This window comes from Ruegeria sp. THAF57, assembly GCF_903914075.1.
Taxonomy (GTDB): Bacteria; Pseudomonadota; Alphaproteobacteria; order Rhodobacterales; family Rhodobacteraceae; genus Ruegeria.
This window is the reverse complement of record NZ_CAIWNQ010000013.1, coordinates 17,390-34,215: the sequence shown is the minus strand read 5'-3', so window position 1 is coordinate 34,215 and position 16,826 is coordinate 17,390. Positions and strand designations below refer to the sequence as shown.

The following is a 16,826-nucleotide window of genomic DNA, read 5'->3' as shown; positions in this document are numbered from 1 at the left end:
GACAGAATGTCCTAGCCCGCCCGGACCCGAGACTGGGGCAGTTCACTAGAAATGAGGCAGAAAACATGATCAAAGTTCACCACCTCGCGCAATCACGTTCATTGCGTATCTTGTGGCTGCTTGAGGAACTGGGCCAACCCTATGAGGTTGTGCGCTATGAGCGCGACGCGCAGACCCGGCTGGCCCCGCCAGAGCTGCTGGATGTGCATCCGCTGGGCAAGGCCCCGGTGATCGAGGTGGACGGCCAGCGTCTTGGTGAATCCGGCGCGATTGTCGAGTATCTGTGCGCGCGGTTCGGTCCCCAGATGGTGCCGCCCTCAGACAGCGCGGCCTATCTGGAGCATCTGGAGCTGATGCATTTCGCCGAAGGCTCGGTCATGACGCCGCTGTTGCTGCATATCTATGTCGGCCTGCTGGGCGAGGCGGGCGCACCGCTGCATCCGCGCATTCAGTCCGAGACGGTGAAACACCTGCAATTCATGGAAGACAGCCTACGGCCCTCGGGGCATTTCGTGCTGGATGATCTGTCGGCTGTGGACATCATGCTTAGCTTTCCGGCGATCAGCGTGATGCGGGGCGGGCGCGCAGCGCAATTTCCGAAACTGGCCGCCTGTGTACAGGCGATGCAGGACCGCCCTGCCTATCAGCGAGCGGTCGTGGCGGGCGGCGGCGATTAACGGCGCTTGGGCGCACAAGAAACACAAAAGGCAAGGATCAGAAAATGGCGGCCATGACAGAAGAACTCACTCTCAGATCGGGCACAGTGCTGCGCAACCGTATCTGCAAAGCGTCGATGAACGAGGCGCTGGCAACGGCGGACGGCAAGGTCACGCAGGATCATATCGCGGTCTACAATGTCTGGGCCGACAGCGGCGCGGGGCTGCTGATCACCGGCAATATGATGGTCGATGGCCGCCATATGAACGAGCCTCTGGTGGTGGATGCGCTGCTGGAGACCAATATGGACTTGTTGCGCAAATGGGCGGAGACCGGCAAGCGCACCAATACGCATATCTGGCCGCAGTTGAACCACCCCGGCAAGCAGTCGCCCAAAATGGTCAATGACACGCCCGTGGCACCGTCGGCCGTGCCGATTGAGAACGACATGTTCGTGCCGCCGCGCACGCTGAACGACGCAGAGATCGAAGCCATCATCGACCAGTTCGCCGAGGCCGCCGCCCGTCTGGAGCAGGCTGGGTTCACCGGGGTGCAACTGCACGGCGCGCACGGCTATCTGATCGGCCAGTTCCTGTCGCCCCATCACAACCGCCGGGACGACAAATGGGGCGGCAGCTTTGAAAACCGCTTTCGCTTTGTTGAAGAAATCTACAAGCGCACCCGTGCGCGTACCGGCAAGGGGTTCAACATCGCCATCAAGATCAACTCGTCCGATTTCCAGAAGGGCGGCTTTACCGAAGAGGATTCGATCAACGTCGCCAAGGCGCTGGACGCGCTGGGGATCGACCTGATCGAGGTGTCGGGCGGCAGTTGGGAAAACCCGGTCAACCGCAAGGGCAAGGGTGAGGTTCGCGACAGCACCCGCAAGCGCGAGGCGTATTTCCTGGAATATGCCGAAAAGGTCAAAACCCAAATCTCGACCCCGTTGATGGTGACGGGCGGGTTCCGCTCGGCCGCAGGTATTGCCGAGGCGTTGTCCAGCGGGGCCATCGACATGGCCGGTGTGGCGCGGCCCTTTGCCGTCGACCCTATGTTTGCCACCCATGTGATGCGTAATCCCAGCTATGTCTCGACCGTGGCGCCGATCAGGTCGGGGATCAAGAAGATCGACCAGATGGCGATCATGGAGATCAGCTGGTACACGATGCAGATCGAACGCCTTGCCCATGGCAAATCCTCGCAGACCAAGGCCGATGGCGTCTGGCCCGCGCTGAAGGTGATGTACCGTTTCTGGAAAAATGGTAAGGCTGTCAAACGGGTGCGTGCCTGATCCAGCGCGCCGCGAGACACAAGAGGGCACCATGACCACTCTGACCGGCCATTGCACGTGCGGCGAGGTTCGTTTTGATCTGCATGAGAAACCACTGTTTCGAGCGATCTGCCATTGCTCGATCTGTCAACAGTTCAACGACGCGCCTTATGGCGATATCGTTGTGGTGCCCAGTCGCGCGGTCGATCTGAATTCCGAGGATGGGGTTTCCTACCAGTCGCTGAAAGCGCCCCCTATCCTGCAACGCGGGCGCTGCGCCACTTGCGGAGCGCCGTCGATCGAGCGGCTGAACATGCCGCTCTTTCCCAGGCTGACGTTGGTTCCGGTCAGTCGGATCACCGATCCTGCGGCCCTGCCGGACCCGAGTTTCCATATTTTTTACGAGTGCCGCCAGTCGGATGCGGCGGATGATCTGCCAAAACGCAGCGGATATCTGCGCAGCCAGATGACCTTCGCCTCGGTGCTGATCAAAGCCCTATTCAGGAGGCGCTAAGCTGGGCCACGGGCCGCAAAGCCCGTGACCCGACGTTGTTACTTGACCTTCAGCACGACCCGGTAGCGCGGGCTGCCATTGGCCAGCCGGTCCATCGCGGCGTTCACGTCCTTGATGTCAAACATCTCGACCTTGGGGGCGATGTCGTGGCGGGCGGCAAAGTCCAGCATCTCGGCGATGGTGGCGGGGCTGCCGACGGGCGAGGATGAGATCGACGCCTGCTTGCCCATCAGCGAAAAGACCGACAGGTTGATCGGCTCGGTCACGGCACCCACCAGATGCAACCGGCCGCGCGGTTTCAGCGTGTTGAGGTATCCGGCCCAGTCCAGCGGCACGTTCACGGTGGACAGGATCAGGTCAAAGCTGCGCGCGGCGTCGGCCAGCGCATCCGAGTCGTGGGTGTCCAGCGTGTGATGCGCGCCCAGCTCCAGCGCCTCTTGCTTTTTGGCCTCGGACGAGGTGAAGGCCGTTACTTCGCAGCCCCAAGCGTTCAGGAATTGCAGCGCCATATGGCCCAGACCGCCGATGCCGATCACACCCACGCGGTCGGTCGGTTTGATGTCGAACTGCTTGAGCGGGTTATAGACGGTCACACCGCCGCAGAACAGCGGACCGGCGACGTCGGCCCCCAGATCCTCGGGCAGTTTCACTACGGCTTCGGCCTGCGCGCGGACCTTGTCGGCAAAACCGCCATGGCGGCCAAACAGGGTGCCGTTCACATCGGCGCACATGTTGTGATCGCCGGATTTGCATTCGTGGCATTCGTTGCAGAAGGCCGCCTGCCAGCCCAGCCCGACCCGGTCGCCCGGTTTCAGGCCGGTGACGCCTGCGCCGACGGCCGCGATGTGGCCTGCGACCTCGTGACCCGGAACAAAGGGATAGGCGGTTGCGCCCCATTCGTTGTTGGCCATGCTCAGGTCGCTGTGACAGATGCCGCAATATTCGACGTCAATCTCGACATCGCCCGCGGCCAGAGGGCCTGGATCATATTCGAATGGTTGGAATTCACCGCCCGGTTCATGCACTGCATATGCTTGGATCATTGTGTGTCTCATAGGTTGAAAGGATGCAGGTCAAATAGGGTCAATCCGTAGGTAATCAACGGCTGTAGATGAAATATAACTTATTGACTTTAAGTAATTTTATGGCGTTTTGCGCAACGCATAATTTTTGCGATTCATACGTTGAAGATGCCTGAAAAACCACCATTTCCGGGGTGGGTCAATCAGCGGCACTCAAGCACGAAGGTCAGGGTTTTCCAGGCCAGCCCAGCCGATGAAAACGCCATGCGGTCAAGCCGCCAAAGGCAGCCATGCCCGCGAACACAACACAGAACAAAAGCCCAACAGGGGTAGCAGCCCGGTTCAGCGCACAGCCTGCACCGATCACGATTGCCAGCCGCACGGTCCCGGCCAAGATGGGCCAGATGACCTGACCCGCGCCCTGAAAGGCAAAGTACAGGCACAGGCCGAACCCCAGAAACGCATAGCCAGGACCCGCCCAGCGGAAATAATTGGCCGAGACCGCCAGAACCTGAGGATCGTTCGTGAACAGGCCGGTCCAAAGCTGTGGAAATAGCGCTACGGTTATCCCGACAAGACCCAGAATGCCGCCGCCCATCAATCCGCCTGCCCAGCCCACAGCCTTGGCCCGGGTGAAATCCCGCGCGCCGACGGCCATGCCGACCATCGGCACTGATCCCACCCCGATAGAGAACGCAACCGGTATCAGCAGAAACTCCAGCCGCGCGCCGATACCATACCCGGCAATCGTGGCCGCCCCATGCGCCGACAGATAGGCTGTCAGGAACATGGCGGTCAGCGTGGCCTGAACTGGCGACAGGCAGGCCAGTCCACCGGTGCGGAACAGCTCGGCAAAGATGGTGCGGTCCAGCAGCGACGGGTCAAAACGCAGCCGCGTCGCCTGTGGCCCGCCCATCAGCAGCACGATCGCCCCAACTGCGCCTAGGTTGAAGGCAATGACCATTCCCCAGGCGATTCCGGCGATGCCAAAGCCCAGCCCAAAGCCCAGAAACAGGCTGAGCGCAACCTGACCCACCGCAACTCCAATAGTCAGATAGGAGGGAATGGCCATCTGCCCCGTACCCCGCAGGGCCGAGATCACGCCGTTCATGATCCAGATCCCCGGCAGCGCGAACATCACCACCTTGAAATAGGCCATCGCGTGATCCAGCACCGCCCCCGATGCGCCCAGCAGCCGCAGAAAGGGCGCACCGATCAGCAGCAGAACCAGCGCAATTGCACTGCCCACGCCCGCGCCGATCAGCAGCCCGTGCAGGCCAACCGCCTGCGCCCGGCTCAGATCGCGCGCGCCCAGTGCCCGGCTGACCGCGGACGACACACTGCCGCCCAGAGACCCCGCCGCCATCATGTGTTGCAACATGATCAGCGGAAAGATCACGGCGTGGCCGGCCAGTTGCTCAAGCCCCAGAAGGCCAAAGAAATAGGTCTCGGCCACCGCGGCACCGGTGGTGAACACCATCGCCAGCAGGTTGGGCGCAGCCAGCCGCATCATCTGCGGCAGCACCGGCGCGGTCAGCATCGGGTTCTGGATCATGGGACGGGGTAGCCTTTTCTAGCCCAGCTTGAACAGATCGGCAGGGTCATAGCCTTTCAGCTCATCCCCGGCACCGCGCGCGATTTTCGCGGCCCAGGCCGGGTCGCTCAGCAGAGCGCGGCCAACGCCGATCAGGTCAAACTCGTCATTCTCCATGCGGCGGATCAGATCGGTGATCTCGGCGGTGCCGGACCCCTTACCGGCGAAGGCACCAAAGAAATCACCCTCCAGCCCGACCGAGCCGACGCTGATCACAGTCTTGCCGGTTATCTTCTTCAGCCAGCCGGCAAAATTCAGACCCTGCTCGCCGTCGATCTCGGGGAATTCGGGTTCCCAAAACCGGCGCTGCGAGCCGTGGAAAATATCGACGCCCGCCTCGGACAGCGGCGCAACCCAGGCCTCCAGCTCTTGCGGGGTGGGGGCCAGACGGACGGCGTAATCTTGTTGTTTCCACTGGCTGATGCGCAGGGCGATGGGGAAATCGGGGCCGACGGCGGCCCGCACCGCGCGGACCATCTCGACGGCAAAACGCGACCGTTCCGGCAAGGTCGCGCCGCCCCAGGCATCGTCGCGCTGGTTGGTGCCCGACCAGAAGAATTCATCAATCAGATAGCCATGCGCGCCGTGCAGCTCGGCCATATCAAAGCCCAGCGTCTTTGCATCCAGCGCGGCCTGGGCAAAGGCGGCGATCGTGTCGGCGATATCTTCTTCGGTCATCTGCTGGCCGCGCGGCTTGTCAGGTGCCAACAGGCCCGAGGGGCTTTCGACATCTGCCTCGGGCGTCCAGTCGCCCGACCCACGCGTGGCACCGGTGTGCCAGATCTGCGGACCCATCTTGCCGCCCGCCGAATGGACTGCGTCGATCACGCCTTTCCAACCGGACAGCGCATCGTCGCCGTGAAAGAAGGGGATGTGCTGCTCATTCCGCGAGGCGGGGCGGTTGATCACCGTGCCTTCGGAGATGATCAGCCCCACCGCGTTTTCAGCGCGGCGTTTGTAGTATTCGGCATTGGCCGCGTTGGGCACGCCCTCGGGGGCCATGTTCCGCGTCATGGGGGCCATGACAATGCGGTTTTTCAGTTCCAGCGAACCAACTGACAGCGGCTGAAACAGAACATCGGTGTTTGCGGGGGTGGAATTATCCAACATGAGACTGCTCCGAGTAGGTTGATGCGCGAAGAGGTATATATTATAAACCTAGTGTCAATTACGCACGTTAAGCGCACCAGGTCACCACGAGGTAACCGCCATGGATGAGTTCATTCAACTTGATCAGTTCTGCCCCAGCCGGGCCCTGTTTGCTGAACTGACGGACAAGTGGTCGCTGATGATCCTGTACGTCCTGTCGCATGGCGATTGCCGGTTTAACGAGTTGAAACGACGCTGCGCCGGTATTTCGCAGAAAAGCCTGACCCAGACTTTGCGGCGGCTTGAGCGTAACGGGCTGGTGTCGCGGCGGGTTCTGGATACTTCGCCCGTGGCAGTCGAATATGGCATCACTGATATGGGCCGCGCCCTGTCCAAACCGCTCAAGGCGATGTTGGAATGGGCGTATGAGCATACCGAGGCCGTATCCGAGGCGCGGCAGAAGTTCGACCTCAAGTCCACTTGATCGAACAGCCCATCGAGGGCACCTGTTGTTGCGGCCCGGCACCGGTGCGGGCGATCAGGCGCATCGCCTCGACCAGTTCGCGGGTACGGTTTGGGGTTCCGTCCATGCGCGCGTCGTCCAGACGGCCGCGATACTGCAACTCTCCGTCCTTGTTCAGGCCAAAAAAATCGGGGGTGCAGACCGCGCCATAGGCTTTGCCGACGGCCTGATCCTCATCCACCAGATAGGGAAAGTCGAACCCGAAATGATCGGCGAATTTCAGCATGTTGGGCGGGCTGTCGATGGGAACATAGCGATAGTCGTTCGACATCACGGCCAGCACGTTAATCCCCTCGTCCATCAGGGTACGGGTGTCCTCGGCCAGACGTTCGCCGATGGCCTGCACATAGGGGCAGTGGTTGCAGATAAAGGCAATCAGCAGACCCTTGTCGCCCAGACGATCCCGCATGGCAAAGCTGCGCCCGTTGGGGTCCTTCAGGGTGAAATCCGGGGCTTTCCAACCGAAATCGCAGATCGGGGTATCCAGCAGCATGTTGGGGTCCTTTCAGTCAGCCAAAAGCGTGTCGACGGCGGCGGCCAGTTCAGCGTTGCGTGTGGGGTTCAGCGCATCCGGGTGCGGATCGGTAAAGCGCCGGGCATCATTGTCGTAATATCGGCCCGAGGCTGTGGCGAATTCATCCGACACCGCCACGCGCGTCAGGATATCGACGCCAATGCCGACATCGCCGCCCGGAATGCCATAGCCTTCACGCACCATGCGAGTGCCCAGAAATGACCCGGGGTTGACCGCCACAAAGACCGGGCCTTGCGGGTGCGTCGCCGCCATATGCGCCGACCACATGGTCAGGGCCAACTTGCTTTGGGCATAGGCCTCTTTTTCCGATACCTGCGCGTGACCATGTAGCGCGTCCAGCGATACCGGGGCCTGCGCCGCCGAGGATAGGCTGATCACCCGTGCCTGCGCACCCAGAGCCGGTAGCAGGCCCTGAGTCAGAAGCGCGGGGGCTAGCGTGTTGACGGCAAAGCGGATATCCAGACCGCGCGCCGTCACAGGATTGGGCGCGGCCATGACGCCGGCATTGTTGATCAGCACGTCGATCCGGGGATGGTCGGCAGCCACCTGCCGGGCCAGAGCGTGAACCTGGTCGGGATCGGACAGGTCCGCCACATATCCGCCCTGCGCGTCGGGCAGGGCAACCTGAGCCGCCTTTACCTTGGCCGCGCTGCGCCCATGCAGCAACACGGTTTGGCCCTGCGTTATAAGCGCCCGAGCGGTTTCAAACCCAAGGCCATCGGTCGAGCCGGTGATCAGAATGGTCTTTGACATTGCTTCATCCTTTCGGTCGGGGGCGGGACCAGGCCCGCCCGCACCGGTTCAGACATCCAGAACGTTCTTGCCGATGACCCGGCCGCTTTCCTGAATGCGGTGCGCCTCGATCAGAGATTGCGCACTGACCTTGCCCAGATTGGCCGTCACGGTCGACTGCAGCTTGCCCGCGTCCAGCAGGTCCGCAACCCGGTTCAGCAGATCGCGCTGTGCGTCCATATCCTCGGTCTGGAACATCGAGCGGGTGAACATGAACTCCCAGCTGATGCTGAGGGCCTTGAGCTTGGCGGGCAGGATGTTCAGCTCTTCCGGGTCGTCGATCAGGGCGATATGGCCGCGCGGCTTCGCGACCTCGACCAAAGCGGGGAAATGTTCGTCCGAACCGGTCAGACCGGCGATGTATTTCGGGTGCAGACCCAGCGCCGCAACCTGTTCGGGCAGGCTTTCACGGTGGTTGATGACATGATCGGCGCCCATCTTTTTGACCCACTCGACCGTTTCGGGGCGCGAGGCGGTGGCGATCACGGTCAGCCCGGTCAGCACTTTGGCCAGCTGGATCAGGATCGAGCCGACACCACCCGCACCGCCGATGATCAGCAGTGTTTCGCCCGCGCCGCTGCCCTCGGTCAGGGCAAAGCTGTCGAACAGGATTTCCCAGGCGGTGATCGCGGTCAGCGGATGGCCCGCAGCCTCGGCAAAACCAAGCGAGGCGGGCTTGCGGCCCACGATCCGTTCATCCACCACGTGCAGCTCGGAATTGGTGCCCGGACGGGTGAAATCACCGGCATAGAAGACCTCATCCCCGACCTTGTAGCCGGTCACATCCGCGCCGACGGCCTGAACCACCCCGGCGGCATCAAAGCCCAGCACCTTGGGGGCATCGCCCGGCTCCATCCCGGCGCGCAGCTTGACATCGACGGGGTTGACCGAGACGCCCTTGACCGCGACCAGCAGATCGCGCGGGCCGGGGGTTGGGGCATCGGCTTCAAAATCAATCAGCGCGTCTGCGGCAGTGACGGGACCGGTCTTGGTGTATCCTACGGCTCTCATCGGGGGTGTCCTTTTTGGAATTGCTCTGTTGCAGCCGAAAATAGGTATGACCGCACCCAAGTAAATCGCGGATACCGGCAAACATTATTTGGGATTTCGGTATAAAGCGTCCTACATTGTGTCATAGGGCGGTAAGTTGCGAGACCGAAAATCACCCGGTTTTGTCGGGTGGGGAAACACTCGTGTGCTGCTTCCCCGAACCTTTAGTCAAGCTGTTGCCGAAGCATACGGCGCAGGATTTTACCCGAGGCCGACTTGGGGATTTCGTCCACTCGAATGACGTGATGGATGTGTTTGTAATGCGCCAACGTCGCTGCGACGTGGGCCATAAGTTCGTCGTCTGAAGGGTTGGCATCATTGGTCACGACAAAACCCACCGGCAATTCACCGGCGACAGGGTCAGGGCGTCCGATAACCGCGGCATCCTGTACGCCAGGGTGGGTCAGAAGGGTGGCTTCCAACTCTGCCGGTGCGACCTGAAATCCGTTGTATTTGATCAGCTCTTTCAGGCGGTCGACGATGAACATGTACCCGTCCTGATCGACCACGGCGATGTCGCCGGTCTTGAGCCATCCATCCGATGTCAGGGTTTCACGGGTCGCGGCGTCGTTGTTGAGATAACCGATCATGACCTGTGGACCTTTGATCCACATCTCGCCTTCCTGACCGGCTGGCATATCCTCGCCGGTCTCGGGATCGACGATCCGGCACAGCGTGTTCGGCAGCAAAATACCTGATGACCCAGCGCGCGGCCCGCTGATCGGGGTCGCGTGCGAGACCGGCCCCAGTTCGGTCATGCCGAACCCTTGCAAAACGGTACAGTTCAGCCGCTTTTCGACCGCGTCCGACAGTTCCGGCCCCATTGGCGCGGCCCCGGACATCAGAAGTTCAACCGAGCTTATGTCATAATCATCTACCATCGGGTGTTGCGATAACATCAACGCGACCGGCGGCACGACCCAAAGGCGTCGGGACTTGTGCTGTTGTGTAATCTTCAGAACCCGTTCCAGATCAAAGCGCGGCAGGGTCACAAGCGTTCCGCCATGCGCCAGATGCATGTTCATCAGCACGTTCATGCCGTAGATATGGAAGAATGGCAGGAACCCGGCGATGACCTCGCCCCGCTGCAGGCCAAAGCCGATGGCCGATTGGTCCACATTGCCCACAAGATTGCGATGCGACAGGCGCACCCCTTTGGGCAGGCCGGTCGTGCCCGAGGAATAAGGCAGAACGGCGTTGTGATTGTCCAGATCGACGGGGGCTTGCTGATCCAGCGGCGCGCCCTGAAAGCTGTGCAGTGACGGGGTGTCCGGCGCGTCGCCGATGGTGACGATCTGCCGGACGCCGGTGCCCCCCGACCCCTCTTTGGCGACGTCCAGACAAGCGGTATCGGCAATCAGAAGATCGGCGCCGGAATCCATCAACTGATAGTGCACTTCGGACGCCGTGTAAGTCGGATTGATCGTGGTGATCGTTCCGCCCGCCCATCCAACGGCATGAAACACGATGCAATATTCAGGGGAGTTGGGGGCCATCAGAGCAACAGTTTGGCCCGCGCCGAACCCCTGTGAGGTCAAGCCGCCAGCCAGTTGTTTGACCGCTTGGATAAAGGACGCAGCGCTGAGGCTTGCATTGGTCAGCCCGTCGATCAGGACGGTGTCGTCCGGGCGCTGCGCCAGATCCGCAAAGACCCGCTGCGTGATGGTCAGATCGGGGATCTCGATCTCTTGGGCGTGAGTTGGACGATACGTCATTGGCCTCTCCTCCGGGGCAAATCAACGGGCAGAGGGGTTAAAGCCCCTGCACGAAATCGGTGACACAGGCTGCGAACCGGTCGGGGTTTTCCAGATGCGGCCAGTGTCCGGCTGCTGGGATAACATCGAAACGGGCGTTGGAAAACCGGGGCACGACAGTCCCTGCCAGCGTGTCGACCGTGAAAAACGGATCGCCCTCGGCCGCCAGCACTAGCGCCGGGATTGTAACGGTAGACGGAACCTGACCATCGGGATGACCACCGGTCCAAGCCAACAACTGTTCGAGTGCGAAATCTGCCGGAGTGTTGCGGGCGGCGGTCACGAGTGTGTCCATCGCGGCGGCGTCCAGATTGACCGACAATGCAAGCCGCCCCTGCGCCAGCCCTTCGGGATTGGCGGATTGGGTTGAGGCGCGGAACCTGTCCATCATCTCGGGCGGCAAGTTGTGCCCGCGCAGGTTAGCTGGGGTGGCCAGAACCAGCCCTAGCGCCCCAGCGCCCAGTCGGGCCGCAGCCAATTCCGCCACTTGCGCGCCCATACTGTGCCCAACCAGTACAACAGGCCCATCGGTCTCGCCAACGGCCCGGACCATTTGATCGGCGTAATCAGCCAATGTCTCAGCCGAGGTCGCGGCCCCTGACGGGGCCAACCCGACGGCCAACGGTCGCCATCCCGGAAGATCAAGCCCTTCAATCACTTGGTCCCATGCGGCGGGTCCGTCGCGGAACCCGTGGATCAGAACCAGTGTTCCCTTTTGCTGTTGGGGCATGGGGGCCTCCTTAGGGTTTCAGGTGCTGGACAAACCATTCGGTCGCCGCGCCACAGGTTACATCCAACTCGCGTGCATAGGCGTCATAATGACCGCCCGAGAAGATTTGCAGTCGTTTGGGTTCCAGCAATTGCTCGTATGCCGCAAGCTGCATGTCGGTGGGCGTCACGGTGTCATGCGTGCCGACCACCATCATCAGCGGGGTGGGTGAGACCCGGGTGATCCAGTTGCCCGGCTCGTACATCATTGCACGGCGGGTGGATTGCAACGTGATGACGTCGTTCGCCGGAACCCCTTCGGGCAGGGGAAAAGCGTCTTTGAATTCCTGCGAGTCCTGCGATTTGTAGGCGGCCGGCACATTGGGGTCGGTGCTGAGCATCAGTTGCGTGACCGGGGATGAGCCGTGGAATTGCGCGCGTTCATCGGCGTTGAACCGATCCTCAAGCGCGGGACGGGCATCGCCGGGCACGCGACGCTGGCCTTGCCGGAAACCGCTGATCGTCGGCACCTGCGCCACAACAGCCTTCAATCGCCGGTCAGTTGCCCCCAGCACGATCGAGTGTCCGCCCGCATAGCTGGACCCCCAGAGCCCGATGCGGTCTGTATCCACACCGTCTAACGTTTCGGCATAGGTGATTATCCGTCGCCAGTCGGAGATCTGCTGCCAAGGATCGATGTCGCCCCGGACCGCGCCGCCGCTTAGCCCGAAACCACGATGGTCATGCACCGTAACCACAAACCCTGCTGCCGCAAACCGTTCGGCATAGTTCCTGAGGCCCCGATACTTCACACCGCCAAAGCCATGCGCCATGGTGATCGCTGGACGGGGACCTTCGAACCCTTGGGGGCGGAACACCCACGTGTGCAGTTCGATGCCATCGCTAACTGGCACCATTACCTCTTGCATCGTCATAGTTTTCGCCTCCTCCCGCGGGTTGCGCAGCTCAGTTTCCGGTCCAGTCGACCGGCGGGCGCTCATGCCCTTTTTCAAACGCTTCAGTCGCCGAAGTGATGCCGCGTTTGGCGTCTTCGGTCACCAAAATGTTGGCGACATGTTCCAGCATCACCTCGTCTGCAAGGCGGACACCGCCGGTGGACCAGGCCGCCAGCAGGTTTTTGGTCATGGCCTGCGCGCGGGTTGGACCCTGCCCCAGTTCGCGGCACAGCCGGAAGCATTCATCGGCATGGGTGGCGTCGGGCAGGACTTTCGTGATCAGGTTCATGGCCAGAGCGTCAGGGGCCGAAACCTCTTCGCTGAGCATCACCATACGTGCGGCCACCGTGCGCCCCGCCCTTTCGGCCAGGCGCTGCACGCCCCCGGCCAGCGGCATCACGCCCAGTGTCAGTTCGCTGAACCGGAAGCTGGCCGATTCAGCAGCGATGATCAGATCGGTATGCAGCGCCAGTTCGAACCCGCCACCATAGGCGCGCCCGTGGACACAAGTTACCGTGGGCACCGGCAGCGATTCGATCATATTCAGCAGAGCGTTCGAGGTCATGAATCGCTCGCGCCGCTTTTCGTGGGTGTCCAGCACCTTCCAGGTTCGGAAATCGCCACCCAGACAGAAATCCGGCCCGTCAGCGCGAAACATGATTGCGCGACACCCGTTGTGAATATGCGTGCGGCATCCCGCGACCAGATCTTCGAATGCCTTGAGAGTGACTCGGTTCTGCGGTGGGCGATTCAACGTCAGAATACCGACGCCATCGCGCGCATGAGATGTCACAAATCCACTGCTAAGTGTTTCTGCCATGAGGTTTGTCCTTTGATTGATCGGCGTCGAGTGCGTCAGCTTGCCGTGGCCCAGATTTCGTCCAGGCGATCCTTGTCGGTGGCGTCGCCCGCAAAGGCCACGATGTGCCAGTTGCCGTCGCGACGATGGATTTCGAAATGCGCCGCACGGCGTTGAATTTCCACGTCACCGGGTCCGCATCGCGACCAGATCACGTCGATTGACCCCGAATGCCCGTTATAGGCGGTGATTTTCCGGTCCAGCACGTTGGTATGGGTATAGCCCGCCTGTTTCAGCGGTGCCTGCATGTTGGTCAGAAGGTCCATGACCTGTCGCCCTTCGGTCAGGCAGTCATTCAGAGCCGTGGTCGAAACATGCAGCGGCGGGGTCCAATAATTCAGCACTTCGGCTGGGTCGCGCGCATCATCCGCGCCGATAGAAACCCAGTGCGGCAGGTACACGTCAAAGAACCAATGCTCAATTTCGCCAAGCGTTTTTTCCCTGTCAGCCATGATTCTGCCCTCCTCTAGCGAAGCTATTTATAGTACATTATCCTATATAGTAAAATAATAATTGCAATAGATGGTTTTTAAATCTACATACTAGGACATAATGTTAAATGGAGGAGAACATGGGCTCTCGTAACTTTGCCGCTGGTGTCGCGTTGTCGCTGGGTCTTCTGGCCCAAGCAGCCGGGGCTGAAACGTCGCTTACCTATGGGGACAACGGACCTGATCGCGGGCCATCGGCCTTTGCCAAGAACTGGCTGTTTTCGCAGATGAGCGAACATCTGGACATCTACGTTGAACCCCATTGGGGCGGGGCATTGTTCGGTGCCAAGGATTCGGTCAACGCAATTTCGAACGGTGTTGCGGACTTTGGATTTATTCTGGGCGCGTATTTTCCAAGCGAGCTGGTTTCGATCCAGGTGGCCGACCTTCCGATCGGAAACGCCGATACCTGGGTAGGACTGCGCGCGATGGAAGAATTCGTGCGCACTACGCCCGAGGTGCAAGAGCGTCTGGCGGATCAGGGCCTTGTGTTCATTGCGCCTCTGACCCCAACGGCGGTCAATCTGGCCTGTAAGGATGTCACCGTCGAAAAAGTCGAGGATCTGGAGGGCCTGAAGATTCGCGCCTTTGGAGCTTTTGGCAAGGCGCTGACCGATCTGGGTGCAAACAATGTCAGCCTGAGCATCTACAAGGCGTATCAGGGTCTGGACAGCGGGCTGATCGACTGCACGCTGGGCTACACCTATATCGTCAAGGCATTGAAATGGGATGAGCAGGTCAACTCGTACACGATCCTGAACTGGGGTCAGCCGGGTGCGCAGGGCATTTTCATGAGCAAATGGGCCTTTGACGATCTGTCGCCCGAAGATCAGGAAAAATTGCTGAGTTTTGGTGCGCAATTCCCCGAGGTGTTTGGCGAAGCCGTGGCCAAGGCCGAACAAGCGGTGCTGGACACGATGGCTGAAAACAACGTTCCCGTGTCCGAAATCACCGGTGCAGAGTTCGACAAGCTCAAGGTCGCGGCCGAACCTTACGTGCAGGAATGGGTCGCGCGCGCGGATCGCGACGGGTTGGACGGTGAAGCGCTGCTTGAGAAGTACCGGGGCCTGATTGCCAAATACGAACAGGAACGCGACAGCCAGGGCTATCCCTGGACGCGCGGTCAGTAATTCGGCGCCACGCGCGAAAAGGAGGGGAGAGATGCTCACACGATTGGAAAACAGTGCCTACACGGTTGCTTCGGCCATTCTGGTTGTCATGGCTGTCATGATTTTCGGAAACGTCGTTGCCCGGTTCGTGTGGAACAGTGCCCTTCCCGATACCACGGTCATCATACCAGAGCTGGTGGTGGCAGCGATCATGCTGCCACTGGCCTTCGGAACCAGAGAGCGTCAACATATCTCGGTTGATGTATTCACCAATCGGCTGCCCGGTAAAGTCAAAGCATCGCTGTTCGTGTTCGGAACATTCATTGGTCTGCTGGCCCTGACCCCTTTGCTATGGTTCAGCATTCAGGATCTGATCAAGGTGATCGAACGGGGCAGCATATTTGAAGGTGAGTTCAACCTGCCGAAATGGCCGGGCCGTGCCTTCTTCGTCGCCGGTCTGGGCCTGTGCTGGGTGCGGCTTTGGGCGATGCTGTTCGGCGATATCCGCCGGATACGGGCAAACAAACTTGATGAAATCCTGAATGAGGCCGTAGCATGACAGGCGTGACAATTGGCCTGGGTGCCTTTGCATCCGCACTGTTCTTGCTTGCGATCCGGGTGCCAATTGCCTTTGCTCTGGGGCTGGTTGCAACGGTCGCCACCTTCATTACGTTTCTGGCGCGCTTTGGGCTGGATCGTGCGGAACGCGCTTTTGACGCGACTGGAACGCTGATCTATTCCGGCGCCTTCGAAATCCTGCACAGTTTTGACCTGTCGATGGTGCCCTTGTTCATCGCGCTGGGGCATGTGTCCTATCACGCGCAGATCACTACCAAGATATATTATGCCGCGCGTGTCTGGCTAACCCGACTTCCGGGCGGTTTGGCGGTGGCGTCGATTATCGGATGCGGAGGGTTCTCGGCCATCACCGGCTCGTCGCTAGCCTGTGCTTCGACCATGGGGCGCATCTGCTCACCCGAGATGCTGAAGGCCGGGTATGACCCGCGTCTGGCAACCGGCAGCGTTGCTGCGGGTGGTACGCTTGGGTCGTTGATCCCACCCTCGGTCCTGTTCATAATCTATGGCATCTTCACAGAAACTTCGATCAGCCAGCTTTTTTTGGCCGGGATCATCCCGGGCCTCCTGACGCTGATTGGTTATGTTTTGGCTGTCACTTTGTGGGTTCGCCGCAATCCCGAAATTGCACCTGTTTTTCAGGAAGAAATTCCGCGCCAGCAACGCATGGCCGCGCTGATTGGCGCCTGGCCTGCGGTGTTTCTGTTCGTCATCATCATCGGAGGCATCTATGGCGGTGTCTTCACCGCGACTGAGGCGGCAGCGGTCAGCCTGATCTTTGCAATCGCAATCGGGGTCGTTCAGCGCACTCTGACATGGCAGGGGCTGAAAGACTCGATGCTCAGCACCTGCGCGCAAGCGGGCACGATCTTTCTGCTGGCGGCCTGTGCTAAGATGTTCGTGGGCTTTGTCTCGCTTACAGGCATATCAGGGGCCATCGTACAACTGGCCACATCTGTCGATCTGTCGCAACTGGCACTGCTGGCAATGGTTGTCGTCATCTATCTGTTGTTGGGCATGTTTCTGGACCCGATCGGCATTCTGGTTCTGACCCTTCCAGTTCTGATCCCGCTGGTCGAGGATTACAATCTGGATCTGATCTGGTTCGGCGTCGTGGTTGTCAAACTGCTTGAGATCGGTTTGATCACACCGCCCGTGGGCCTGAACGTGTTCGTCATTGGCGGGGTGATCGACAAGTCCATCACCGTTGACAGGATATTCGCCGGAGTCCTGCGATTTCTGGCCTCGGACATCGTGGTTCTTGTGCTTTTGGTTGCGTTCCCGATATTGTCATTGTTGATCCCCTATTCCATGTAAGGGCAGGTAC

18 protein-coding genes are annotated in these 16,826 nt (G+C 60.4%); 7 read left to right on the top strand and 11 right to left on the bottom strand.

Annotated elements, in window-relative coordinates; all coding sequences use genetic code 11:
• Positions 1–65 precede the first annotated feature (65 nt).
• From RUESEDTHA_RS20440 to RUESEDTHA_RS20430, 3 genes are read left to right on the top strand one after another with little or no spacing between them, the layout of a single operon-like run.
• Positions 66–677, top strand: a complete 612-nt coding sequence (locus tag RUESEDTHA_RS20440; RefSeq protein ID WP_180888442.1) for a glutathione S-transferase family protein — start codon at positions 66–68, stop codon at positions 675–677.
• Positions 678–721: 44 nt separating this feature from the next.
• Positions 722–1,948, top strand: a complete 1,227-nt coding sequence (locus RUESEDTHA_RS20435; protein WP_180888441.1) for an NADH:flavin oxidoreductase/NADH oxidase family protein — start codon at positions 722–724, stop codon at positions 1,946–1,948.
• 31 nt (positions 1,949–1,979) lie between these two features.
• Complete coding sequence (locus tag RUESEDTHA_RS20430) at positions 1,980–2,441, top strand: GFA family protein (protein ID WP_180888440.1); 462 nt, start codon at positions 1,980–1,982, stop codon at positions 2,439–2,441.
• 38 nt (positions 2,442–2,479) lie between these two features.
• Here RUESEDTHA_RS20430 and RUESEDTHA_RS20425 read toward each other — a convergent pair whose 3' ends face one another.
• From RUESEDTHA_RS20425 to RUESEDTHA_RS20415, 3 genes are all read right to left on the bottom strand, one after another.
• Entirely contained in the window at positions 2,480–3,484 is a 1,005-nt protein-coding gene (locus RUESEDTHA_RS20425) for an NAD(P)-dependent alcohol dehydrogenase (RefSeq protein WP_180888439.1), read from the bottom strand.
• Between the two features lie 205 nt (positions 3,485–3,689).
• A complete protein-coding gene (locus RUESEDTHA_RS20420; protein ID WP_180888438.1) occupies positions 3,690–5,018 on the bottom strand; it encodes an MATE family efflux transporter in 1,329 nt (442 codons plus the stop codon).
• Between the two features lie 18 nt (positions 5,019–5,036).
• On the bottom strand, positions 5,037–6,167 hold the full coding sequence (locus tag RUESEDTHA_RS20415) for an NADH:flavin oxidoreductase (protein ID WP_180888437.1): 1,131 nt from the start codon (positions 6,165–6,167) through the stop codon (positions 5,037–5,039).
• 100 nt (positions 6,168–6,267) lie between these two features.
• Here RUESEDTHA_RS20415 and RUESEDTHA_RS20410 point away from each other — a divergent pair, with 100 nt between their 5' ends.
• Positions 6,268–6,630: a helix-turn-helix domain-containing protein gene (locus RUESEDTHA_RS20410; RefSeq protein WP_180888436.1), complete on the top strand. Its 363-nt coding sequence runs from the start codon at positions 6,268–6,270 to the stop codon at positions 6,628–6,630.
• Here RUESEDTHA_RS20410 and RUESEDTHA_RS20405 read toward each other — a convergent pair.
• The 8 genes from RUESEDTHA_RS20405 to RUESEDTHA_RS20370 form a co-directional block, all read right to left on the bottom strand.
• The gene (locus RUESEDTHA_RS20405; RefSeq protein ID WP_180888435.1) at positions 6,617–7,162 is read right to left on the bottom strand and encodes a thioredoxin family protein; all 546 of its coding nucleotides are present in this window, start codon (positions 7,160–7,162) and stop codon (positions 6,617–6,619) included. The genes RUESEDTHA_RS20410 and RUESEDTHA_RS20405 overlap by 14 nt on opposite strands.
• A gap of 12 nt (positions 7,163–7,174) precedes the next feature.
• On the bottom strand, positions 7,175–7,957 hold the full coding sequence (locus RUESEDTHA_RS20400; RefSeq protein WP_180888434.1) for an SDR family NAD(P)-dependent oxidoreductase: 783 nt from the start codon (positions 7,955–7,957) through the stop codon (positions 7,175–7,177).
• Positions 7,958–8,005: 48 nt separating this feature from the next.
• A complete protein-coding gene (locus RUESEDTHA_RS20395; RefSeq protein ID WP_180888433.1) occupies positions 8,006–9,007 on the bottom strand; it encodes a zinc-binding alcohol dehydrogenase family protein in 1,002 nt (333 codons plus the stop codon).
• Positions 9,008–9,210: 203 nt separating this feature from the next.
• Positions 9,211–10,761, bottom strand: coding sequence for an AMP-binding protein (locus RUESEDTHA_RS20390; protein WP_180888432.1), 1,551 nt, complete (start codon positions 10,759–10,761; stop codon positions 9,211–9,213).
• A gap of 37 nt (positions 10,762–10,798) precedes the next feature.
• On the bottom strand, positions 10,799–11,530 hold the full coding sequence (locus tag RUESEDTHA_RS20385; protein WP_180888431.1) for an alpha/beta fold hydrolase: 732 nt from the start codon (positions 11,528–11,530) through the stop codon (positions 10,799–10,801).
• Positions 11,531–11,540: 10 nt separating this feature from the next.
• Positions 11,541–12,443, bottom strand: a complete 903-nt coding sequence (locus RUESEDTHA_RS20380) for an alpha/beta hydrolase (RefSeq protein WP_219635917.1) — start codon at positions 12,441–12,443, stop codon at positions 11,541–11,543.
• Positions 12,444–12,474: 31 nt separating this feature from the next.
• On the bottom strand, positions 12,475–13,284 hold the full coding sequence (locus RUESEDTHA_RS20375; protein WP_180888429.1) for an enoyl-CoA hydratase/isomerase family protein: 810 nt from the start codon (positions 13,282–13,284) through the stop codon (positions 12,475–12,477).
• 35 nt (positions 13,285–13,319) lie between these two features.
• On the bottom strand, positions 13,320–13,775 hold the full coding sequence (locus RUESEDTHA_RS20370) for a hypothetical protein (protein ID WP_180888428.1): 456 nt from the start codon (positions 13,773–13,775) through the stop codon (positions 13,320–13,322).
• Positions 13,776–13,894: 119 nt separating this feature from the next.
• Between RUESEDTHA_RS20370 and RUESEDTHA_RS20365 the strand changes: the two genes are divergently transcribed.
• Genes RUESEDTHA_RS20365 through RUESEDTHA_RS20355 form a run of 3 tightly spaced genes read left to right on the top strand, consistent with a single transcriptional unit; the run spans position 13,895 to position 16,816 of the window.
• Positions 13,895–14,944: a C4-dicarboxylate TRAP transporter substrate-binding protein gene (locus tag RUESEDTHA_RS20365; RefSeq protein WP_180888427.1), complete on the top strand. Its 1,050-nt coding sequence runs from the start codon at positions 13,895–13,897 to the stop codon at positions 14,942–14,944.
• Between the two features lie 31 nt (positions 14,945–14,975).
• Entirely contained in the window at positions 14,976–15,482 is a 507-nt protein-coding gene (locus RUESEDTHA_RS20360) for a TRAP transporter small permease (RefSeq protein ID WP_180888426.1), read from the top strand.
• Positions 15,479–16,816, top strand: coding sequence for a TRAP transporter large permease (locus RUESEDTHA_RS20355; RefSeq protein WP_180888425.1), 1,338 nt, complete (start codon positions 15,479–15,481; stop codon positions 16,814–16,816). The genes RUESEDTHA_RS20360 and RUESEDTHA_RS20355 overlap by 4 nt, the downstream gene beginning before the upstream one ends.
• Positions 16,817–16,826: the final 10 nt, after the last annotated feature.